This is a genomic window from Massilia aquatica (assembly GCF_011682045.1).
GTDB lineage: Bacteria > Pseudomonadota > Gammaproteobacteria > Burkholderiales > Burkholderiaceae_D > Telluria_A > Telluria_A aquatica.
Map to the genome: position 1 here is coordinate 69977 of NZ_VVIW01000017.1, position 19611 is coordinate 89587.

Annotated in this window: 23 protein-coding genes and 1 tRNA gene; 10 read left to right on the forward strand and 14 right to left on the reverse strand. The window is 63.6% G+C overall.

The window, feature by feature from the left end; translation table 11 throughout:
• The first annotated feature begins 155 nt into the window (after positions 1 to 155).
• Positions 156 to 1313 (forward strand): branched-chain amino acid ABC transporter substrate-binding protein, encoded by a 1158-nt coding sequence (locus F1609_RS23920; RefSeq protein WP_167079161.1) that lies wholly within the window; start codon positions 156 to 158, stop codon positions 1311 to 1313.
• Between the two features lie 363 nt (positions 1314 to 1676).
• On the forward strand, positions 1677 to 2108 hold the full coding sequence (locus F1609_RS23925) for a group I truncated hemoglobin (RefSeq protein ID WP_167079162.1): 432 nt from the start codon (positions 1677 to 1679) through the stop codon (positions 2106 to 2108).
• Positions 2109 to 2221: 113 nt separating this feature from the next.
• On the opposite strand, the gene F1609_RS23930 is transcribed toward F1609_RS23925, so the two are convergent.
• Both F1609_RS23930 and F1609_RS23935 read right to left on the reverse strand, forming a co-directional pair.
• Positions 2222 to 2926, reverse strand: coding sequence for an anti-sigma factor (locus F1609_RS23930; RefSeq protein WP_167079163.1), 705 nt, complete (start codon positions 2924 to 2926; stop codon positions 2222 to 2224).
• Entirely contained in the window at positions 2923 to 3507 is a 585-nt protein-coding gene (locus tag F1609_RS23935) for a sigma-70 family RNA polymerase sigma factor (protein ID WP_167079224.1), read from the reverse strand. The genes F1609_RS23930 and F1609_RS23935 overlap by 4 nt, the downstream gene beginning before the upstream one ends.
• 213 nt (positions 3508 to 3720) lie before the next feature.
• Between F1609_RS23935 and F1609_RS23940 the strand changes: the two genes are divergently transcribed.
• Complete coding sequence (locus F1609_RS23940) at positions 3721 to 4611, forward strand: DUF3034 family protein (protein ID WP_167079164.1); 891 nt, start codon at positions 3721 to 3723, stop codon at positions 4609 to 4611.
• Between the two features lie 6 nt (positions 4612 to 4617).
• Here the strand turns inward: F1609_RS23940 and F1609_RS23945 are convergent, their stop codons facing one another.
• The 5 genes from F1609_RS23945 to F1609_RS23965 all read right to left on the reverse strand — a co-directional run bounded on the left by F1609_RS23945 (position 4618) and on the right by F1609_RS23965 (position 8175).
• Positions 4618 to 5139, reverse strand: a complete 522-nt coding sequence (locus F1609_RS23945; RefSeq protein WP_167079165.1) for a peroxiredoxin family protein — start codon at positions 5137 to 5139, stop codon at positions 4618 to 4620.
• An 88-nt stretch (positions 5140 to 5227) separates the two neighbouring features.
• A complete protein-coding gene (locus F1609_RS23950; protein ID WP_167079166.1) occupies positions 5228 to 5866 on the reverse strand; it encodes a BON domain-containing protein in 639 nt (212 codons plus the stop codon).
• Entirely contained in the window at positions 5859 to 6455 is a 597-nt protein-coding gene (locus F1609_RS23955) for a phosphoheptose isomerase (RefSeq protein ID WP_167079167.1), read from the reverse strand. The genes F1609_RS23950 and F1609_RS23955 overlap by 8 nt, the downstream gene beginning before the upstream one ends.
• A gap of 81 nt (positions 6456 to 6536) precedes the next feature.
• Positions 6537 to 6896, reverse strand: coding sequence for a YraN family protein (locus F1609_RS23960; protein ID WP_167079168.1), 360 nt, complete (start codon positions 6894 to 6896; stop codon positions 6537 to 6539).
• A 1-nt stretch (position 6897) separates the two neighbouring features.
• Entirely contained in the window at positions 6898 to 8175 is a 1278-nt protein-coding gene (locus F1609_RS23965; RefSeq protein ID WP_167079169.1) for a penicillin-binding protein activator, read from the reverse strand.
• Between the two features lie 12 nt (positions 8176 to 8187).
• Between F1609_RS23965 and rsmI the strand changes: the two genes are divergently transcribed.
• The 4 genes from rsmI to F1609_RS23985 all read left to right on the forward strand — a co-directional run bounded on the left by rsmI (position 8188) and on the right by F1609_RS23985 (position 11726).
• The gene (rsmI, locus tag F1609_RS23970) at positions 8188 to 9099 is read left to right on the forward strand and encodes a 16S rRNA (cytidine(1402)-2'-O)-methyltransferase (protein ID WP_167079170.1); all 912 of its coding nucleotides are present in this window, start codon (positions 8188 to 8190) and stop codon (positions 9097 to 9099) included.
• A 209-nt stretch (positions 9100 to 9308) separates the two neighbouring features.
• Positions 9309 to 9764: a MarR family winged helix-turn-helix transcriptional regulator gene (locus F1609_RS23975; protein WP_167079171.1), complete on the forward strand. Its 456-nt coding sequence runs from the start codon at positions 9309 to 9311 to the stop codon at positions 9762 to 9764.
• A 95-nt stretch (positions 9765 to 9859) separates the two neighbouring features.
• Positions 9860 to 10657, forward strand: a complete 798-nt coding sequence (locus F1609_RS23980; protein WP_167079172.1) for an alpha/beta fold hydrolase — start codon at positions 9860 to 9862, stop codon at positions 10655 to 10657.
• Positions 10658 to 10721: 64 nt separating this feature from the next.
• On the forward strand, positions 10722 to 11726 hold the full coding sequence (locus tag F1609_RS23985; protein WP_167079173.1) for an alpha/beta hydrolase: 1005 nt from the start codon (positions 10722 to 10724) through the stop codon (positions 11724 to 11726).
• Positions 11727 to 11768: 42 nt separating this feature from the next.
• On the opposite strand, the gene F1609_RS23990 is transcribed toward F1609_RS23985, so the two are convergent.
• Positions 11769 to 12428: a hypothetical protein gene (locus tag F1609_RS23990; protein ID WP_167079174.1), complete on the reverse strand. Its 660-nt coding sequence runs from the start codon at positions 12426 to 12428 to the stop codon at positions 11769 to 11771.
• 76 nt (positions 12429 to 12504) lie between these two features.
• Between F1609_RS23990 and F1609_RS23995 the strand changes: the two genes are divergently transcribed.
• Positions 12505 to 12581 (forward strand) — tRNA-Pro (locus tag F1609_RS23995).
• Positions 12582 to 12657: 76 nt separating this feature from the next.
• On the opposite strand, the gene F1609_RS24000 is transcribed toward F1609_RS23995, so the two are convergent.
• Positions 12658 to 13128: a cupin domain-containing protein gene (locus tag F1609_RS24000; RefSeq protein WP_229422023.1), complete on the reverse strand. Its 471-nt coding sequence runs from the start codon at positions 13126 to 13128 to the stop codon at positions 12658 to 12660.
• Positions 13129 to 13175: 47 nt separating this feature from the next.
• Between F1609_RS24000 and F1609_RS34765 the strand changes: the two genes are divergently transcribed.
• The gene (locus F1609_RS34765; protein ID WP_229422024.1) at positions 13176 to 13325 is read left to right on the forward strand and encodes a type 2 periplasmic-binding domain-containing protein; all 150 of its coding nucleotides are present in this window, start codon (positions 13176 to 13178) and stop codon (positions 13323 to 13325) included.
• A gap of 31 nt (positions 13326 to 13356) precedes the next feature.
• Positions 13357 to 13650: a LysR substrate-binding domain-containing protein gene (locus F1609_RS24005; protein ID WP_167079176.1), complete on the forward strand. Its 294-nt coding sequence runs from the start codon at positions 13357 to 13359 to the stop codon at positions 13648 to 13650.
• A gap of 135 nt (positions 13651 to 13785) precedes the next feature.
• Here the strand turns inward: F1609_RS24005 and F1609_RS24010 are convergent, their stop codons facing one another.
• Genes F1609_RS24010 through bioD form a run of 5 tightly spaced genes read right to left on the reverse strand, consistent with a single transcriptional unit; the run spans position 13786 to position 19610 of the window.
• On the reverse strand, positions 13786 to 14697 hold the full coding sequence (locus F1609_RS24010) for a hydroxymethylglutaryl-CoA lyase (protein ID WP_167079177.1): 912 nt from the start codon (positions 14695 to 14697) through the stop codon (positions 13786 to 13788).
• A 24-nt stretch (positions 14698 to 14721) separates the two neighbouring features.
• Positions 14722 to 15651 carry a 2-hydroxyacid dehydrogenase gene (locus F1609_RS24015; protein ID WP_167079178.1) on the reverse strand — a complete coding sequence of 310 codons (930 nt, stop codon included), beginning with the start codon at positions 15649 to 15651 and terminating at the stop codon, positions 14722 to 14724.
• A gap of 27 nt (positions 15652 to 15678) precedes the next feature.
• A complete protein-coding gene (locus tag F1609_RS24020; protein ID WP_167079179.1) occupies positions 15679 to 17721 on the reverse strand; it encodes an acetyl/propionyl/methylcrotonyl-CoA carboxylase subunit alpha in 2043 nt (680 codons plus the stop codon).
• Positions 17722 to 17758: 37 nt separating this feature from the next.
• Positions 17759 to 18787 (reverse strand): biotin synthase BioB, encoded by a 1029-nt coding sequence (gene bioB, locus F1609_RS24025; RefSeq protein WP_167079180.1) that lies wholly within the window; start codon positions 18785 to 18787, stop codon positions 17759 to 17761.
• A 16-nt stretch (positions 18788 to 18803) separates the two neighbouring features.
• The gene (gene bioD, locus F1609_RS24030) at positions 18804 to 19610 is read right to left on the reverse strand and encodes a dethiobiotin synthase (RefSeq protein WP_167079181.1); all 807 of its coding nucleotides are present in this window, start codon (positions 19608 to 19610) and stop codon (positions 18804 to 18806) included.
• Position 19611 lies beyond the last annotated feature (1 nt).

The window sequence follows — 19611 nt, forward strand, 5'->3', positions numbered from 1 at the left end:
CTTACTACAATGGCAACAACCTCGTACGCTAACCGCCCTGCCTGAGGCTGCTCATACCAGTCGATCAGGGCCGCCTGAAGGTGTGTGTACGATTGCTTTTCCGTCATGACGCGGCGTGACAGTACAATTGAACGCCCGTTTCTGAAAGAACCGCCATGCATTTTCTTGTCATCGCCGCTGTGTCCCCCCTCGTCTTTGCCGCGGTGCCGCTTGTCCAGGCCCAGCCGGCAGGCAAGGTTTTGCAAGTCAGAATCGGCACTGTATCTCCGCTGTCCGGCCCCGGCGCCCATGCGGGCAAAGACATCGAAAACGGCGCCCGCATGGCGATAGATGAACTCAACACGAAAGGCATCGTGCTTGGCGGCAGCAAGGTGCAATGGGTCTTGCAAGCCGAGGACGACGGCGCCGATCCAAGGACCGGCGCAGCGGTTGCGCAAAAACTGGTCGATGCGAAGGTGGCGGCCGTGGTGGGGCACCTGAATTCGGGCACGACAGTGCCGGCCTCGAAAATCTACGCCAACGCCGGCATTCCGCAGATTTCGCCAGCGGCCACAACGCCCGCCTACACCAACCAAGGTTTCAAGACGGCCTTCCGCGTGGTCGCCAACGACAACCTGATCGGACGCACGCTGGCCACTTATTCGATCGGCACCCTTAACGCTAGGAAGATTGCCGTGATCGACGACCGCACTGCCTTCGGCCAGGGGCTGGCGGACGAATTCGTCAGCGGCGTCAAGAAGGCGGGGGCGGGCGGGAGTGTCGTCAGCCGCCAGTTCACCAACGACAAGGCAACCGATTTCAGCGCCATCCTGACCCAGATCCGTGCGCGCGATCCGGACGTGATTTTTTATGGTGGCATGGACGCGGTGGCCGGCCCGATGCTCAAACAAATGAAGGCGCTCGGGCTGCGCGCCAAACTCATTTCGGGCGACGGCGTCTGCTCGGAAAAAATGCCGCAGCTGGCCGGCGACGCGCTGGTCGACGACAAGGTGTACTGCGTGGTGGCGGGCGGCGTCGGCGCTGTGCAGGAAGCGGGCCTGAATGCGTTCACACAGCGGTACCAGCAGCGCTACAAGATCCCGCTGCAGTCGTATGCGCCCTACGCCTACGATGCGGTGATGGTGTTCGCCAAAGCGATGCAGACAGCAAATTCAAGCGATCCAGCCAGATTCCTGCCGGCGTTGGCTGCGGTCAGGCACGAGGGCATTACTGGCAGCATCGCCTTCGATCAGAAGGGAGATTTGCGCGACGCGGCGATGACGATCTATACCTTCCGCAATGGCAAGAAAGCCAAGCTGGCAGTCCTGCGCTAACGCGCACAGCCCAGACGACGGCCATGCTGACAATGGCAGTTGTGATCATCGTGTTCTGCATGTTTGCCCTGCGCATGCGCCAGACGCAGATGCTGTCGACCGCTCTTTTGAGCGTTTAGAACAGCCTTCGAGCATTTTTCGCATGCCTAAGCCAGGGAGCCAGATACCGCAGTAATGCAGTGCAAAACTCGACTTTCGCGTTTTCTTCGTTGGATGCAACTGGAGCGGCAGCGATTGTCGAGGTCCTCTTAGGGGCGGGAGCGGACGTCCAGCTCGTCGCGTGTGGTTTTACGGCACATCGGTTGCGGCGGAGGCGATTCGTTGTTAAGTTTGATACTCGTTTCAACCCTGATCGGATAGAGAATGAAAACGCTGTCTCAGCTTGTTTGCATCGGCACGCTGGCGCTGGCCGCCGGCTGCGCGCACGGTCCCGCCACCGACGACAGCACCTACCAGGGGCTGGGCGGGCAGGGCGGGATCAAGAAGATCGTGGACACCTTCGTGCCGATGATCATGGCGGACGCGCGCATCAAGGAATCGTTCCAGGATACCGACCTGAAGAACCTGTCGATGCGGCTGGAAGAGCAGTTTTGCGAGCTCTCGGGCGGCCCGTGCAAGTACAAGGGCAAGGACATGAAGGATATCCATGACGGCCTGAACATCACCAACGCCCAGTTCAATGCCCTGGCCGAGGATTTGCAGGCGGCCATGGACAAGCACGGCGTAGCCCCGGCGGTGCAGAACAAGCTGGTGGCCAGGCTGGCGCCGATGCAGAAGGATATTGTGACGAAGTAAGGTGCATTTGCCGTCGCCACTTAAACGTCGTCCCCGCCTTTGCGCGCCTTTGCGGGGACGACGGTCTTAAGTGCCGTGGAATTGGCAATGAACGGTTCGCCAGTCAAGCACGCTTACAACCTCACCCAGTTACCCTTATACACAATCGGCCCGGTCGGTCCATTCGGGTCCGGCGAGCCGCCCTTCGGCTCCAGGGTCACCGCCAGCACCGCCACATCGTCGCTGATCGCGTTTTCCGTCAACGCGAAGCGGCCGCGGTTGTCGGCCAACACCCCCAGCGAACGCGGCTTGCCCGACTTCGGCACTGCCCACAGATGCAGGCTCTTGTCTGCCGCAAGCTGGTCGCCGCCCACCACCCGCGCTTCGAGTGCGTGGTGCTTGCGGTCGGCGGTCAGCACCATGGCGGTCCGGGCCTTGTCGTCGCTCAGGGTCGCCACGTACGAAATGACCGGCGCATCGACCGGACGATTCGTCATGACCACCACCAGCAGCAAGGCCGCCATGGCGGTCGAGACCATGCCCAGGTTGCGCCAGAAGGCCAGGTTGTCGTTCAGCCAGAAGCGCCAGCCGCCGGCCTCCTTGGCCTTGAGATCGAGGCGCCGTTCGATGCCGGTCCACACGCTTTTCGGCGGCTTTACGTCACCGGCAAACTCGGCCATGGGCGCCAGGCGCTGCTGCCATTCGGCGGTGATGTTGCGCAAGTCGGCGTCCTGGTGCAGCCAGCCCTCGAAACGGCGCCGCGCGCCGCCCCTGAGCGTGCCCAGCACGTATTCCGCCGCCAGTTTCTGGCGCAGGACGATGTTATGTCGGATGTTCATGTTTGCTCCCGTTTTGCGAGGCAGGTGCGCAGCTTTTCAAGACTGCGCCTGATCCAGGTTTTCACGGTTCCGACTGGTAGCTTCATCTGCTCGGCCACTTCACTGTGCGACAGGTCGTGGTAATAGGCCAGCGCGACAACCTGGCGATGCATGCCTTCGAGCGCGGACATGCACCACGCCAGCGCTTTCGCATCGCCACTCATCTGCAACGCTTCGATTGGCGTCGCCTGCGGATCCTGTAGAGCATTCATGACTTCACTATCAAACTGTTCCGCATCGATTTCAACCGAGACGTCGCTGCGCCGGAGGTGGTCGAAAGCCTTGTTCCGGACAATGGTCGCCATCCAGGTCATCGGCGCTGCGAGATGACTCTGATAGTTGGCGGCATTATTCCAGATCGCAACATAGCTCTCTTGTAAAACCTCTTCAGCGAGCTCGCGCTTGTGCAATATACGCAGCGCGAAGCCAAACAGTTTCGGCGAAGTTGCATCGTAGAGGGAACGGAAGGCGCCGCCATCGCGTTTGCCGGCTGCCAGGAGCCAGATGCGTAGTTGCTGCGGGTCGAGCGGGTTGACGTCGATGGACACTGAGCGCCTTGAAAGTGGGTTCGGGTGGCCGCGGCGTGGCGCGGTGTGCTCGGTGAGGTTATCCCAAAGGCATACTGGAATACAACAAACTTATTTGCAAAATACAGCAAAATAGTTGAATCCAATCGGGCGCCGCTTGCGTACGCAGTATTGTAGAGACGGCTTACTTTGTTCGTGCAGCACGTATCACCTTAACGAGGAGACAATATGCAGATATTGCGCGTGGGCGGCTTGTTCTTGGCGGCAAGTTTGGCCGCCGGTTCGGCGTACGCACAGGGCCGGCCCGACCTGGGCAAGCTGACTGCGACCGGGGGCGTAAGCCAGCTCGAAGGCGCCGGCGGCGGCGGCCTGGCGCCGTGGGCATTGATCACCGGTTACGGCAGCCGCGACAGCTGGGGCGCGAACGCGCACTACACCGGCGTGCGCACCCAGGATTACACCTTGGATACGGCCGGGGTGGCGCTCGGGCTGGCCGACCGGGTCGAACTGTCGCTGGCGCAGCAGCACTTCAAGGGCAGCCTGGCGCCGCTGGATCAGCTCAGCATCAAGCAGGATATCCTGGGCCTGAAGGTGAAGCTGGCGGGCGACGCCGTGTACGGGCAGGATGAACTGATGCCGCAGATCGCCGTCGGCGCCATGTATAAACGCAACAAGGGCGTGGGCGGACTGGGTGCGCTGGGCGTGACCCGCGTGACGCAGCTGGGCGCGAAAGATGACAGCGGGACCGATGTGTACGTGGCCGCCACCAAGCTGCTGTTGCAGCAGAGTTTATTGCTCAACGCCACCGTGCGCGCGACCAAGGCCAATCAGATGGGTTTGCTGGGGTTTGGCGGCGACAAGGGCGATTCTTACAAGGCGATGCTGGAAGTATCGGCCGCGTACATGATCGACCGCCAGCTGGTGGCCGGCGTGGAATACCGCCGCAAGCCGCACAATCTGGGAGTGGACAATGAGAAGGCGTATTACGACGTGTTCGTGGCCTGGTTCCCGAGCAAGCATGTGTCGGTGACGGCGGCGTACGCGGTGCTGGGGGACATCACGGTGTTCAACCCGACGCGCCAGCGCGGCGCGTATCTGTCGGTGCAGACGGGGTTTTGAGGGTGCTTACCCGGCGATCGTTTTTTCCAGCAGCTTATGCAAGGCCGGGAAATCCGGCTCCCCCACATAGCGCTTGATGATCTTGCCGTCCTTGTCGATCAAGAACGTGGTTGGCGTCAAGGTTACATCCCCGAATGCCCTGGCAATATCCCCGCCGCTATCGAGCGCCACGGTGAAGGGCAAGCGGTTGGTCTCGGCGTAATTGAGCACGTAATTCGGCGCGTCGTACTTCATCGCCACGGCCACGAACTCCATGCCCTGGCCCTTGAACTTGTTGTACGTATCGACCATTTGCGGCATTTCCTTGACGCAGGTTGCGCACGAGGTGGCCCAGAAATTGACCATGAACACCTTGCCGCGCAAGCTTTGCGAGCTGATCTTCTGGCCCTTGATGTCGATGAAGGTCACGTCCGGCGCGGGCGTGCTGCGCGCCAGCGAGGAGTAGCCGATGGCGGCAATGGCCACCACCGCCGCGCCGATAAGCGCCGGTTTGAGCCAGGAAGTACGGGGCGGAGTCTGGGTGGACATGACAGTGGACGCGGGGAATGGAACAGAAAGTCATTATAGCCGCGCTGCAAAAACACTGCCCGCGCGGCCGTTCCCGGGGTGCCGTCGACTACAACTGGACCGACGACGAGCGTGGCGAGATCGCCTTGAGCTCGTCGTCGCTGATGTATTCCAGCACTTTGACGACTTTTTTCACGCCCGACACGCCGCGCGCCACATCGGCGGCGACCTGGCCTTCGCGCTGGGTCACGCGGCCCATCAGGAAGACGGTGCCGCGCTCGGTGATGACCTTGAACGAGGTGGCCGAAATGGTCTTCATGTCGACCAGGCTGGCCTTGACCTTGGTGGTGATCAGCGAATCGCTCGAACGCGAGGTGTAGGTGGCCGGCGAACCGATTTCCAGTTCGTTGATGACGATCGCCACGCCATCGATGTTGGCCACTTCGCGCTCGACCGCCGCCTTCATGGCGTCGTCGCGCACTTCGCCGGTCAGCAGCACCTTGCGGTTGAAGCTGTTGACGTTGATGTGCACGTCTTCACCGGTAATTTTCGGCAAGCGCATGTCGGCCTTGAGCGCAATGGCCTTGTCGTCGGCTTGCGCCCCGAGCGTGCGGCGGTCGGCCGTGGCCACCGCGCCGGCCACGGCGCCGCCCACGAACAGGCCCACGCAGCCCTGCAGGCTGCCCAGCAGGGCTACCGCGACAATGGCCTTGGCCAGCGGCCGCATCACGCGTAATGAATCATTCATTCACATCTCCTCCGAACAGCGCGACGTCGATCCCGTCGCAAATGCAGTGTATGGTCACCAGGTGGACTTCCTGGATGCGCGCGGTGCGCGCGTGCGGTACGCAGATATGTACGTCGGCGTCGGTGAGCAGCTTGCCGAGCGCGCCGCCGTCCTTGCCGGTCAGCGCCACGACGCGCATTTCACGCTCGAGCGCCGCTTCGACCGCGGCAATCACGTTGGCCGAGTTGCCCGAGGTGGAAATGGCCAGCAGCACGTCGCCAGCCTGGCCGAAGGCCTGCACCTGCTTCGAGAAAATCTCGCGGTAGCTGTAATCGTTGCCCACCGCCGTCATGATCGAGGTATCGGTGGTCAGCGACATCGCCGGCAGCGGAAAGCGCTCGCGCTCGAAACGGCCCACCAGCTCGGCCGCGAAGTGCTGGCAGTCGGCAGCAGAACCGCCATTACCGCAAGCAAGAATCTTGTTGCCGTTCGACAAAGCGAAGAACATCAGTTCGATCGCCTGTGAAATAGGTTGAGCCAGGGCAGAAGCCGCCTGAATCTTGAGTTCGGCGCTTTCGTGGAAGTGGGCGAGGATGCGTTGAGTATTCATAGTGGGGGATTATAGTGCAGCAGATCGCGAACCCGGCAAAGTACGACGAAATTTGCTCAGCCGCGCTGTTATGGCTCGTTCTTACAACTGGATCGCGTTGCGCAGCCATTCCATGCGTTCGCCGTCGATGGCGACCACGTCGAAGCGGCACGGCGGCACCTGTGGAAAGCGCAGCAGGTAAGTCTGGGCCGCGCGCACCATGCGGCCGATTTTGGCGGGGGTAATGCTGGCGGCCGCGCCGCCGTGGCTTCTGCTTGCGCGCTGGCGTACTTCGACGAACACCAGTTCATCGCCGTGGCGCATGATCAGGTCGATTTCGCCGCCCCGGCAGCGGTAGTTCGCTTGCACCAGGCGCAGGCCCTGGATTTGCAGATAGTCGCGTGCTTTCTGTTCCCACAGCTGGCCCTGGCGCTGCTTGCCGCTCAGCCGGGCCGGCCACATGTTACTGCCCGCCGCCAGACGGCTTGAAGCTGCCGCCCTGGTACACCGCAGTCGGCTGGATGCGCTCGAAGCGCGCCGGACCGTCGCCGAAACTGACCGACAGCCGTCCCGTCACGCCGTCCATGGTGAACGGCGCGCCCGGATGCAGGGTGATTTCGCGCGCCACGCGGAAGGCGTCGATGCCGAGCGCGTACAGGCGGTCGAGGTCGAGCGTGCGGCGGCTGCCATTCCAGCGCGGATACACCATCACGGCCGGATGGTCGGGCTGCACTTCCCACGGCAGGTCGAGCAGGCGTACGCCGTCGAGTTCGGCCAGGGCGTTACCCGGTTCGGTGCCCGGATTGACCGACGAGGTGCCGTAGGCCGGCACACTGGTGCCGATCGAGGAGCGCACCTGGCGCAGCTGGTCGGCGTCGAGCGCGGTAAAGAGCAGGGTCGGCTGTTCCGCATCGACCCGGTTTCTCAGCTGCGAGATGCCCGATTCGCTCAGGTAACCGTTCGAGGCGGCCAGTTCCATCGTCTGCGATTCGTTGCCCAGCTGCTTCCACTGGGCGGCAAAGGCGCTGGCGATGCGGCGCTGCCAGGCGCTGGAACCCGACACCACCAGTGCGCGCGCGCCGGGATGTTCCGTGGCGGCCCACTGCGCCACCTGGCGCGCTTCGTCTTCGATCGACAAGCCCATCACCAGCAGCTTGTGCGGCAGCGCGCCGCCGGTGCCGCGGCCTTCCGGATGGTTCAGGGCGATGGTCGGCTTGCTCACGGCCACGCCGGCGCCGGCGATCGCGCTCACCGCCGAGCGTGCCAACGGGCCGACCACGATATCGTTCTGCTCCAGGGCCGTGCTGTAGGCGGCCAGCACGTCTTGCGGGCTGTCGCCGGTGTCGATCAGGTTGACTTCGAAGCCGGTGCGGTCGCGCTCGTACGCGGCCATGAAACCGGCGCGCAGTGCGCCAGCCGGCGGGCCGAGCGCGTCGGAACGGGTGGGCAGCAGCAGGCCGATGCGGGTGACGGGTTTGCTGTCAACGGCCAGGTCGGCCGCGCGTGGATTGGCGCCGGGAACGCTGGCGCCGGGCGGGGCGTCGACCGGCATGGTCTCGACCTCGGCTTCGGGAATGACCGGCGCGATGATGTCCGGCGCGCGCTGCGGGACCGGTGCGACGCTTGTGTTTGGCTCGATAGGCGCGCACAATCCCCCCGGCCTGTCGCAGGGCGTGCTGCACGCACTCAACAGCGTGAGCGCGCTAACGGCGAACAGGCCCTTCAGACTTTTAATCAGCATTACCACTCCCAAATGACAGAATTCCAGACCAGTCCGATCGCCCAGCTTCCCGTCATTGGCGAGGCCGTGCATCAGTCCTATCCTACAGCAACCCTGTATATCGTGGCTACTCCCATCGGCAACGTCACCGACATCAGCGTGCGTGCTTTGCACGTGCTCTCGCTGGTCGACGCGGTCGCTTGCGAAGACACGCGCAACACCGGCAATCTGCTGACCCGCTTCGGCCTGTCGCGCCCGATGATCGCCGCGCACCAGCACAACGAACGCGAAGTGGCCGACAAGCTGATCGCGCGCCTGCAGGCCGGCGAGCGCATCGCGCTGGTGTCGGACGCGGGCACGCCGGGGGTGTCCGACCCGGGCGCGCGCATTGTCGACGCCGTACGCGCCGCCGGCCTGCGCGTGGTGCCGGTGCCGGGCGCCTCGGCGGCGGTGACGGCGCTCTCGGCCAGCGGGCTGGTCAACGACCAGTTCTATTTCGTGGGCTTCTTGCCGGCCAAGGCCAAGCAGCGCGAAACCGCCCTGCAAAAACTGCTGACGGTCGGTGCGACCATGGTGTTCTATGAAGCGCCGCACCGCATCCTGGACTGCGTGGAAGCGCTGGCCGGCGTGTTCGAGCCGGCGCGCCAGGTGGTGTTTGCGCGCGAGCTGACCAAGCTGTTCGAAGAAATCCACCGTTGCCCCTTGTCCGAGGCGCTGGCATGGGTCAGGGCCGACCCGCACCGCGAAAAGGGCGAGTACGTGGTGCTGCTCGAAGGCGCGCAGGCCGAGGGCGATGCGGAAGAAGCCGAGGCCGAGCGCATCCTCAACATTTTGCTGGCCGAGTGTTCGGTCAAGCAGGCCGCCAATCTGACCGCGCAGATTACCGGGCGCAAGAAGAATGCCCTGTACGACCGCGCGCTCGAAATCAAGGGTCAGCAGGACTGATCTGCATCAATCGCACTTTTGCGTGATCGCCATTGTCCAAGCGTGACGCGGGCTGCTTCGGCTTATTCGTCGTGCAAGTCGTATCGGGGGACTATGCCCGGCGGCTGGCGCGGAGCAGCGCGCGTACCGGCACCGCTCGCAAATCCGGCGGATCAAATTCTTTTAGAAATAGCTTGCTATTCGATAGTGCACTACTTATAATTCTTCACATGGACGAGAAACAAACACCGAATGACCAGGTTCCCCAGCTCGATGGCCAGTTGTGCTTCTCGCTGTACTCGACTTCGCTGGCGATGAGCAAGCTGTACCGCAAATTGCTGCGCAAGCTGGGGCTGACGTACTCGCAGTATCTGGTGTTGATGGTGCTGTGGGAACAGAACGAGTTGACGGTGTCGGAGATTGGCGAGCGCCTGTTCCTGGACTCGGCAACCCTGACGCCCCTGCTCAAGCGGATGGAGCAGGCTGAACTGCTGACCCGCATCCGTGCGGCCAGCGATGAGCGCCAGGTGATCATTTCGCTGACCGAAGCAGGCAGCGCTCTGCGGGAAGAAGCGAAGAAGTTTCCGTCGCAAATGTTGTGTACCTTCGGTTGTGAGTTGGACCAGGTGGTCAGCTTGAAGCAGCAGCTCGATGAACTGCGCAGTAAGCTGAACAAGAATACGTAATGCACGGGGTGGACAAGTGCCGCCTGCCCCGGTGGAATAAAAATGTAGTGCACTATATAATCGCTCACTAAGTTAATCTCTTAAAAGGAAACATCATGAAAGCCATCAACACCATCGCCCTCGCCCTGTCGATCACCGCAGCAGCCGCAGCAACCCCGGCACTGGCAGCGCCAGCGTCGGTAGCTGCGGTCAAGCCAACCGTCATCCTGGTGCACGGCGCCTTTGCCGATGCAGGCAGCTGGAATGGTGTTGCCGCCAAGCTGCGCGCCGATGGCTACAGCGTGATCGGCGCGGCCAACCCGCTGCGCAGCGTCAAGGGCGACGCCAACGTGGTGTCCGAGATCGTCAAGAGCGTCAAGGGGCCGGTGGTGCTGGTCGGTCACTCCTACGGTGGCGCCGTGATCTCGACCGCCGCCAACGGCAACCCGAACGTCAAAAGCCTGGTCTACGTCGCAGCGTTCGCTCCGGAACAGGGCGAGACAGCGCTTGAACTGTCCGGCCGCTTCCCCGGCGGCACCCTCGGCCAGGCCTTGGCCGAGCCGGTTGCCATCGCTGGCGGCGGCAAGGATTTCTACATCCAGCAAGACAAGTTTCATCAACAGTTCGCCGCGGACGTGCCAAAAGCCGATGCCCAGCTGATGGCCGTGGCCCAGCGCCCGATCGCCGAAGCCGCGCTGACCGAAGCGTCCGGCGCCCCAGCGTGGAAAAACCTGCCGTCGTACTTCATCTACGGCACCGGCGACAAGAACATTCCGGCCGCCGCCCTCGGCTTCATGGCGGAACGCGCCAAGTCGCATAAAACGGTCGAGATCAAAGGCGCTTCGCACGTCGTGATGACCTCGAACCCGGCTGCCGTTGCCCGCCTGATCGAAGACGCCGCTCAGGGCAAATAAGACCAAATAAGCCGATCCAATATATAGCGCGCTATTTAATAGACATCAAACTAAAGGAACCATCATGAAATCCGCTCTCGCCCTGACCCTGCTCGCCGCTTCCCTCTCGACCGCCCACGCCGCCAGCCTCCCCGGCGTCGAACGCAACACCGCGCAGTTCCTGAAAGCGATCGAAGGCGGCACGCCGCTCAACCAGATGACGCCTGACGAAGCGCGCGCCGTGCTGGTCGGTGCCCAGGCTGGGTCCAAGGTGAAGCTGGCGGCGGCCGACGTGAGCGAAAAAACCGTCACCCTCGACGGCAAGCCGGTCAGGCTGACCATCGTGCGTCCGGCTGGCGTCAAGGGCAAGATCCCGGCTTTCATGTTCTTCCACGGCGGCGGCTGGGTGCTGGGCGACTATCCGACCCACGAGCGCCTGGTGCGCGACCTGGTGGCCGGTTCCGGTGCGGCGGCGGTGTTCGTCAACTACACGCCGTCGCCGGAAGCGGGCTACGGGGTGGCGGTCAAGCAGGCGTATGCGGCAACGCGCTGGGTGTCCGAGAACGGCGACGCGATTAACGTCGACGGCAAGCGCCTGGCGGTGGCCGGCAACAGCGTAGGCGGCAACATGGCGGCGGTGGTCAGCCTGATGGCCAAGGACCAGGGCGCTCCCAAGCTGCGGGCCCAGGTGCTGATGTGGCCGGTCACCGACGCCAACTTCGATACGCCGTCGTACAAGCAGTTCGCCGACGGCCACTTTTTGACCCGCGACCTGATGGTCTGGTTCTGGGACCACTACACCAGGGATGCCAGCGCCCGTAAAGAGATCTACGCGTCGCCGCTGCAAGCGAGCAATGCGCAGCTGCAAGGCCTGCCGCCGACCCTGATCCAGACCGCCGAATTCGACGTGCTGCGCGATGAAGGCGAAGCCTATGCCCGCAAGCTCGACGCGGCTGGGGTGGATGTGAAAAGCGTGCGCTACAACGGCATGATCCACGACTTCGGGCTGCTCAATGCGCTGGCCACCTTGCCAGCCACCCGCAGCGCACTTGAGCAGGCATCGCAGGAGCTGAAACTGCGCCTCAAATAAGCAGTTGTTCCCGGGCCTGCGCAATGCAGGCCTTGTCGTTTGTTACCACTTGCACCCGCTGTCCTTCTTGTCGAGCAGGAGGACGAGCGGGGCCAGCAGTCCGCCGGGAATCCCATCTTTGCAGTCCGCCCGTTTGGCCTGGGCAATCACGCGAGCCGCCTTGGTGTCGGTGGCGTACGGCTTGGGCGGAATCTGCGCCACCGCCATGCCGGCACGCGCCGGGTCCGGTTTGGTGGCGATCTCGCGTGCAAACTTGCGGGCCGCGTCCAGATCGAACTGCGGCGCACCGGACGGCGGTCCCACCGTGAATGCTCCCGGTGCAGCCGCTTCCGTCTCCGGTAAGGCAATTACATCAGGCGCCACGATCCTGTTAGCTGGCGCCTTTGTCGCCGGCCCCGCCTGCGCTGTTTTCTCCATTTTCGATTTGACCGCTGGCTTCGGTGTCGAATCGGGCTTCGGTTTCACCTCGGGTTCAGCCTTCGGCGGCGGTTCAGGCAATACCTCGGGCGTCGGCGCGCGCAGCATCACGACCATGGCCTCGCGCGGCTGGTCGGCATTGTCCCGCCACGGCGCCGCCACGCCGTGCCGATACGCGAACAGCAACAGGCCATGTAAGACAAGCGACACTGCGATGCCGGCGCCAATCCGCAGCAAAACACGGTCATTCACGGCCGGACCGTACTCAGGTGCGTAAAAATTCATCTATTTCCTGGAAAAATGCGAAAAAATCATACTGACCCTTGACCAAGTGCATTCCCTCCGCTATGATTCTTGTCCTCGGAGTGTGGCGCAGCCCGGTAGCGCACCTGGTTTGGGACCAGGGGGTCCAAGGTTCGAATCCTTGTACTCCGACCATGATTTGATATGCAGGCTGATGAAGAACACCTCATCAGCCTGTCATACTCCCCCGGCAGCATCTCTTCCAGCAACATCATTCTCCTTCCCAGTAGTCGACCGATTGGCCAATGTGGCCTACTGTCCGTTGTGGCAAGGTGTTTGCACCGCCACCTGCACCCTGCAGCAGTGTCGCATACTTCCCGGAATCGGGAAATTCCACCACTTCAGGCGACTGGTTTGTACTCAGCGCCAGATAGCGCAACTCTCCCTCCCCTGTATTAATAATCTGATGTGCGGTTTCCTGCCCGCCCGCCGGACACGCAACAATATCGCCCTGCCGCAGCGCATAGCTTTCGGCCCCGATCCTGATCGTTCCACTTCCTTGGACAACGATGAACACCTCTTCGTTCACCCGATGGTTATGAAAAGGGAAGGCGCGCTTGCCGGGCGCCAGCGCCGTCAGGTTGCAGTCCAGCGCGCGCATGCCGATCAGTTCGCCAATCATGGCCATGCGCGGCGCAAACCGCTCTGCCGCCGCACCGGTGGCCGTGTGCTGCGGCGGCAACGCTTGCGGTTCCAGTTGGTCGAGGTTGATGACGGCATGGGGCGCACATGGTGGTGCCCGCGCTGGCCGCGTTCGCGCGCGAGCATGCCGGGTTAAAGGTGGATTTTTCGGCTTCGCCCGGATTGGCGGATTTGGTGTCGGACCGCTTCGACCTCGCGCTGCATTTGGGAAACGCCAGCGCAGTTGCAGGCGTTTGAGGGCATCTTCCATGCGCGCTTTGAAGGGCCCTTGAGCTGGACCCAGACGGCCAGTGGCGATAGCGTCGCCACCACCCATTCACGGCAGCGCATCGTTACCGACAACGCCGCCGGCATGCGCAGCTTTGCGCTGGCCGGTGCGGGCGTGGCGATTTTGCCGGAGTCGCTGGTAAGGGATGATCTGGCTGCGGGCCGTTTGCTGCGGCTGCTGCCAGGGTACGCGCTGCCGGAACAGGGCGTGTATGCGGTCTACCCGAACATGCGTCACCTGCCGGCCAAGGTCGGCATGTTCATCGCCTTTTTGCGCGAGTTCATCGGCAATTAATGAAGTCAAAACCGCTATACATAGATCCGTCGTCCCCGCGAAGGCGGGGATCCATAGCACCTTTGAGTATAGATGGTATGGGTTCCCGCCTTCGCGGGAAGGACGGTTTTGAGTGTAGGGGTCTTGACCGCTGAATCAGCCCGCGCGCTTGGCCGCCAGCGCATTGCCCGCGCGGCTCGATCCCTTGCGTCCCAAATGCTGCGAAATGAACTGCCCCGCATCGACCACCATATCGAGATCGATCCCGGTCTCAATCCCCAATCCCTGCATCAGATACAGCACATCCTCGGTCGCCACGTTCCCGGTCGCGCCCTTGGCGTAGGGGCAGCCACCCAGCCCCGACACCGACGAATGAAAGATCGACACGCCCACTTCCAGGCTGGCATAGATATTCGCCAGGGCCTGCCCGTAGGTGTCATGAAAGTGCCCCGAGATCCGGTCCAGATGAAACTCCTGCGCCGCGCGCAGCATCACCGCCTGCGTCTTGCGCGCGGTCGACACGCCGATGGTGTCGGCAATGTCGATCTCGTCGCATCCCAGCTCGCGCATGCGGCCTACAACGTCCGCCACGGCGTCCAGAGACACCTCACCCTGGTACGGGCAGCCGAACGCGCAGCTGATGCTGCCGCGCAGGCGCAGGCCGTGTTCCTTGGCCGCCCTGGCCACGCTCTCGAAGCGCGCGATCGACTCCGCAATCGAACAGTTGATGTTCTTCTGCGAGAACGCTTCCGAGGCCGATCCGAAAATCACCACTTCGTCAGCCCTGGCGGCCAGCGCCGCGTCAAAACCCTGCATGTTCGGCGTGAGCGCCGAATAAATGGCGCCGGCGCGGCGCGTGATCCGTGCCATGACTTCGGTGCTGGTCGCCATCTGCGGCACCCACTTGGGCGAGACGAACGACGCCGCTTCGATATTGGCAAAGCCGGCGCGCGATAGGCGGTCGACCAGCTCGATCTTGACGTCGGCGGGCACCGACTCTTTTTCGTTCTGCAGACCGTCGCGCGGCCCCACTTCGACGATTTTGACTTGTTGCGGCAGGGTGCTCATGGCGTTTCCTTGTTCATGTAACGATTAATACCCGCGGGCGCGGTCGACCACGTCGGCCACCGCCTCGCCGCGTTCGAGCGCGCCGATCTTGCCGGCGATCTGCGCCACGCTCTCGCTGCGCAAGGTCAGCGCCGAGATGTGCGGCGTGATGGTGATGCGCGGCTCGTCCCAGAAGGGGTGCGGCCCTGGCAGCGGCTCGTTGCGGAACACGTCGAGCGTGGCGCCGGCGATGTGGCCCGACTTGATCAAGGTCAGCAAATCCGGCTCGGCCAGGTGCGCGCCGCGCGCCACGTTGATCACGAAGGCACCTTCGGGCAGCTTGGACAGGTTGGCGCGCGCCAGCAGGTTGGTGGTGTCGGGCGTGAGCGGCAGCATGCACACCAGCACCCGTGTGCCGCGCAAGAATTCATCGAGTCCTTCTTCGCCCGCAAAGCAGGTGACGCCGGCGATTTCCTTGTGGCCGCGGCTCCAGCCGCGCAGTGGAAAACCGAACTGCGCCAGCGAATCGAGTACGCGCTTGCCCAGCATCCCCATGCCCATCACGCCGACCGTGAACTGCGCCTTGTCGAACTGCGGCAGCGGCGCCCACACGCCACGGCGCGCCTGGCGTTCGTATTCGTCGAAACGGCGGTAGTAGCGCAGTACCGCATGCGCCACGTATTCGGCCATCTGGACCGCCATGCCGGCGTCGCCGAGGCGGATGATCGGCACCGGCGGCAGCGCGTCGCCGAACTTGAGAATGGCGTCCACGCCGGCGCCGGTGAGAAAAATGGCCTTGACCTTCGCCAAGTGGTCGAGCAGCGCCGCCGGCGGCGACCACAGGACCGCGTAATCGCAAGGCGCGCAATGCACGCCTTCCTGCCAGACCACCACCTCGGCTTGCGGCAGCACGCTGGCGAAATCGCGGACCCACGGCTCGGTAACGCCGTCTGCCCGGTGTAGAAGAATGCGCATGCTTGTCTCCACTATGTTTTTGTATTTTTATGCAGCCTTGAACGCCAACAGCGGGGCGCCGTCGGCGACCTGGTCCCCTACCTGATACAGGATTTCTTCCACCAGCCCGTCGCCTGGTGCGCCGATGGTATGTTCCATTTTCATCGCTTCCATGATGACGAGCGGGTCGCCCTTCTTGACTTGCTGTCCTTTGGTGGCCAGTACCGCCACCACTTTGCCCGGCATCGGCGCGGTCAGGCGCCCGCCTGCGGCTTCGGCTTCGCCGGCGTGCGCCATCGGGTCGTTATAGACCAGCACAAAGTGCCGTCCTCCCGTGAACACGTGGAAGGTGTCGCCGTCACGCCGCACGGCGCCGTGGATCGAGGTCGCCCCCAGCTTGATCGACAGTTCCGCGCCCGCTTGCGCGGTCAGCGCCAGTTCGGCGTCGATGCCATTGACCGACAAATCCCAGCCGTGCGGGCGGTACGTCAATCCGACCTTGTAAGCCTTGCTCTCTTTCGCCGCCGAATACTCGTCGGTGAACGAGAGCTGGCGCTGGCAGGCGCTGTTCAGGCGCCAGCCGAGCGCATTGCCCCACGGGTCGGCCGGGTTGTGCGACTGGCCGTTTGACGCCTGCTTCTCGGCGCCGGTCAAGGCCACCGCAGCGAGCGCCAGTGCGCCGACCGGGGCCGATTTCGGTGGCGGGAACAGGGTGTCCGCATTGCGTTCGATCAGGCCCGTATCCAGGTCGGCCGTCGCAAACGCGGTGCCTTCGACCAGGCGCTTGAGGAAGGCGATATTCGTGGCCAGGCCAACGATCTGGAACTCGGCCAGCGCCTGCGACATGCGCGCCAGCGCCTGCGTGCGGTCCGCGCCCCAGACAATCAGCTTGGCGATCATCGGATCGTAATACGGCGAGATGGCGTCGCCTTCACGCACGCCCGAATCGATGCGCACTGCCGCCGGCGAGCCGCCCGGTGTTCCGCCCAATTCGAAACTGACCGCGCTTGGAGTATCCATATGGCGCAGGGTGCCGATCGACGGCAGGAAGCCTTTTTCGGGATTCTCGGCGTAGATGCGCGCTTCGATCGCATGGCCGTGGATGCCCAGCTCCATCTGCGTTTTCGGCAGCCGCTGGCCGTTGGCCACGCGCAGCTGCCACTCCACCAGGTCGGTCCCGGTGATCATTTCGGTCACCGGATGCTCGACCTGCAGGCGCGTGTTCATTTCCATGAAGTAGAACGAACCATCCTGGTTGGCGATGAATTCGACCGTGCCCGCACCCACGTAGCCGACCGCGCGCGCGGCGGCCACGGCAGCCTCGCCCATGGCGGCGCGGCGTTCAGGCGACATGCCCGGCGCCGGCGCTTCTTCCAGCACCTTCTGGTGACGCCGCTGCACCGAGCAATCGCGCTCGTGCAGGTAGACGCAATTGCCGTGGGTGTCGGCGAACACCTGGATTTCGATGTGGCGTGGACGCAGCAGGTATTTTTCGGCGAGGACCTTGTCGTCGCCGAAAGAACTGATCGCCTCGCGCTTGCATGACGCCAGCGCCGCCTTGAAGTCTTCCGATTTTTCGATCACGCGCATGCCCTTGCCGCCGCCGCCGGCACTGGCTTTCAACAGCACCGGGTAGCCGATGCGGTCGCCCTGCTGCTGCAGGAAGTCCGGGTCCTGCTCGTCGCCGTGATAACCCGGCACCAGCGGCACGTTGGCCTTTTCCATCAGCGACTTGGCGGCCGACTTGGACCCCATCGCGCGCATGGCCGAACCCGGCGGGCCAATGAATACCAGGCCGACTTCGGCGCAGGCGTCGGCGAAGTCCGCGTTCTCCGACAGGAAGCCGTAGCCGGGGTGGATCGCTTCGGCGCCGGTGGCCAGCGCCACGGCGATGATCTTGTCGCCGCACAGGTAGCTCTCTTTGGCGGCGGCGGGGCCGATCAGCACAGCTTCATCGCATACCGCGACATGCTTGGCGTTCGCGTCGGCCTCGGAGTACACGGCGACAGTCCTGATGCCCATGCGGCGCGCGGTAGCGGCGACACGGCAAGCGATTTCGCCACGGTTGGCGATGAGGATTTTTGTGAACATGCGTGGGTCTCGATCGATTGTTGTTCTAAAAGTTGGATCAGCCGCCGCAGCTGGCCTTGGGCGCCGATTCCAGCGTCGACGCGCGCGTGACCAGGCCCAGTTTGGCCAGCAGCACGCGGTCGTCTTCGGCTTCCGGGTTGTCGGTCGTGAGCAGCTTGTCGCCATAGAAAATCGAATTCGCGCCGGCCAGGAAGCACATTGCCTGCACCGCTTCGCCCATCTGGCGGCGGCCCGCCGACAAGCGCACGCGCGCCTCCGGCATGGTGATGCGCGCCACCGCGATGGTGCGCACGAATTCGAACGGGTCGAGCGGGTCCATGCCGTGCAGCGGCGTGCCTTCGACCTGCACCAGGTGATTGACCGGCACCGATTCCGGATACGGATTCAGATTTGCCAGCTGCGCGATCAGGCCGGCGCGTTGCAGGCGCGATTCGCCCATGCCGACGATGCCGCCGCAGCAGACCTTCAGACCGGCGCTGCGCACGCGGCCCAGGGTGTCCAGGCGGTCCTGGTATTCGCGGGTCGAGATCACGTTGCTGTAGAACTCGGGCGCGGTATCGAGGTTGTGGTTGTAGTAGTCCAGGCCCGCTTCTTTCAGGCGGTCGGCCTGGCCTTCTTCGAGCATGCCGAGGGTGGCGCAGGTTTCCAGGCCCAGCGCCTTGACTTCGCGCACCATCTCTTCGACCTTTTCCATGTCGCGCTCTTTCGGGCTGCGCCAGGCGGCGCCCATGCAAAAGCGCGTGGCGCCGTTGGCCTTGGCCTGGCGCGCGGCGTCCAGCACCGTCTCGATACCGAGGATCTTCTTGGCTTCAACGCCGGTGTCGTAGCGCGCCGCCTGCGGGCAGTAGCCGCAGTCTTCTTCGCAGCCGCCGGTCTTGATCGACAACAGCGTGGCCAGTTCGACGTCGCCCGCCGGGAACTGCTTGCGGTGCACGGTCTGGGCCTTGAACATCAGGTCGTTGAAGGGCAGCTCGAACAGGGCCAGCACGTCCGCCAGCGGCCAGGTGGCCGTGTCAAGCAGGGTGATTGCCGCCGCAGGCGGGTGGAAAGAGAGAGTTTGGGACATCGTGGTTCCTTCAGGTTCAGTCGCGCGCGGACGGCCAGCCAGGCAGTCCCGCGAGATCAATAAATTTGGCCGCTTCGGCAGCCGTCGGCTGGTCGAGGTACGGAATGCGCCCGAGCAGGCGCGCCGGAATGCGTTCGGCCAGCGCCTCGACATTCTCGTCGCCGAAGCGCATGTCCGGATCGATCTCGTTGACCACCCAGCCGGCCAGCACCAGGCCGCGCGCGATAATCGCTTCGACCGTCAGCAGCGCATGGCTGATGCAGCCAAGGCGCAAACCCACCACCAGGATCACCGGCAGGTTGAGTTGTTCGGCCAGCTGGGCACTGTCGAAAAGATCCGAGAACGGCACCCGGAAACCGCCCACGCCTTCGACCACCACCGCATCGGAGGCGGCCGCGATTTCGGCATAGGCGGCGATGATCGGCACCGGTTCGATGGTCACGCCATCGAGCCTGGCGGCGATGTGCGGCGCGCAGGCTTCGCGCAGCATGTAGGGGGTGGTGATGTTGACCGGCAGGTGCACGCTGCTCTCGGCGACCAGCATGTCGGCGTCGTCGTTATGCAGTTCGCCGTCGCGCAGGGTGGCGCCGGCGGCCACCGGCTTCATGCCGCAGGCGCGCACACCCCCGGCCACCAGGGTGTGCAGGATCGCGGCCGAAACCAGCGTCTTGCCGATTTCGGTGTCGGTGCCGGTGACAAAACAGCAGAAGCGCGACGGCAGGCCTTCGGCCGCCAGCGACGGCTGCGGCTCGGCCACCAGCACAGGTTCGGCATCGATCACCGGTTCTGTCACCACGGGTACGATAGGGTCATTCAAGCTCATC

Coding starts and splice junctions, on each gene's coding strand:
- F1609_RS34765 (WP_229422024.1), top strand. CDS start 13,176: ATGGTGGTGCCCGCGCTGGCCGCGTTCGCGCGCGAGCATGCCGGGTTA.
- F1609_RS24015 (WP_167079178.1), bottom strand. CDS start 15,651: ATGCGCATTCTTCTACACCGGGCAGACGGCGTTACCGAGCCGTGGGTC.
- F1609_RS23925 (WP_167079162.1), top strand. CDS start 1,677: ATGAAAACGCTGTCTCAGCTTGTTTGCATCGGCACGCTGGCGCTGGCC.
- F1609_RS23920 (WP_167079161.1), top strand. CDS start 156: ATGCATTTTCTTGTCATCGCCGCTGTGTCCCCCCTCGTCTTTGCCGCG.
- F1609_RS23965 (WP_167079169.1), bottom strand. CDS start 8,175: ATGCTGATTAAAAGTCTGAAGGGCCTGTTCGCCGTTAGCGCGCTCACG.
- F1609_RS23980 (WP_167079172.1), top strand. CDS start 9,860: ATGAAAGCCATCAACACCATCGCCCTCGCCCTGTCGATCACCGCAGCA.
- F1609_RS23955 (WP_167079167.1), bottom strand. CDS start 6,455: ATGAATACTCAACGCATCCTCGCCCACTTCCACGAAAGCGCCGAACTC.
- bioB (WP_167079180.1), bottom strand. CDS start 18,787: ATGTCCCAAACTCTCTCTTTCCACCCGCCTGCGGCGGCAATCACCCTG.
- F1609_RS23930 (WP_167079163.1), bottom strand. CDS start 2,926: ATGAACATCCGACATAACATCGTCCTGCGCCAGAAACTGGCGGCGGAA.
- F1609_RS23960 (WP_167079168.1), bottom strand. CDS start 6,896: ATGTGGCCGGCCCGGCTGAGCGGCAAGCAGCGCCAGGGCCAGCTGTGG.
- F1609_RS23985 (WP_167079173.1), top strand. CDS start 10,722: ATGAAATCCGCTCTCGCCCTGACCCTGCTCGCCGCTTCCCTCTCGACC.
- F1609_RS23990 (WP_167079174.1), bottom strand. CDS start 12,428: ATGAATTTTTACGCACCTGAGTACGGTCCGGCCGTGAATGACCGTGTT.
- F1609_RS24010 (WP_167079177.1), bottom strand. CDS start 14,697: ATGAGCACCCTGCCGCAACAAGTCAAAATCGTCGAAGTGGGGCCGCGC.
- F1609_RS23945 (WP_167079165.1), bottom strand. CDS start 5,139: ATGTCCACCCAGACTCCGCCCCGTACTTCCTGGCTCAAACCGGCGCTT.
- rsmI (WP_167079170.1), top strand. CDS start 8,188: ATGACAGAATTCCAGACCAGTCCGATCGCCCAGCTTCCCGTCATTGGC.
- F1609_RS23950 (WP_167079166.1), bottom strand. CDS start 5,866: ATGAATGATTCATTACGCGTGATGCGGCCGCTGGCCAAGGCCATTGTC.
- F1609_RS23940 (WP_167079164.1), top strand. CDS start 3,721: ATGCAGATATTGCGCGTGGGCGGCTTGTTCTTGGCGGCAAGTTTGGCC.
- F1609_RS24020 (WP_167079179.1), bottom strand. CDS start 17,721: ATGTTCACAAAAATCCTCATCGCCAACCGTGGCGAAATCGCTTGCCGT.
- F1609_RS23975 (WP_167079171.1), top strand. CDS start 9,309: ATGGACGAGAAACAAACACCGAATGACCAGGTTCCCCAGCTCGATGGC.
- bioD (WP_167079181.1), bottom strand. CDS start 19,610: ATGAGCTTGAATGACCCTATCGTACCCGTGGTGACAGAACCGGTGATC.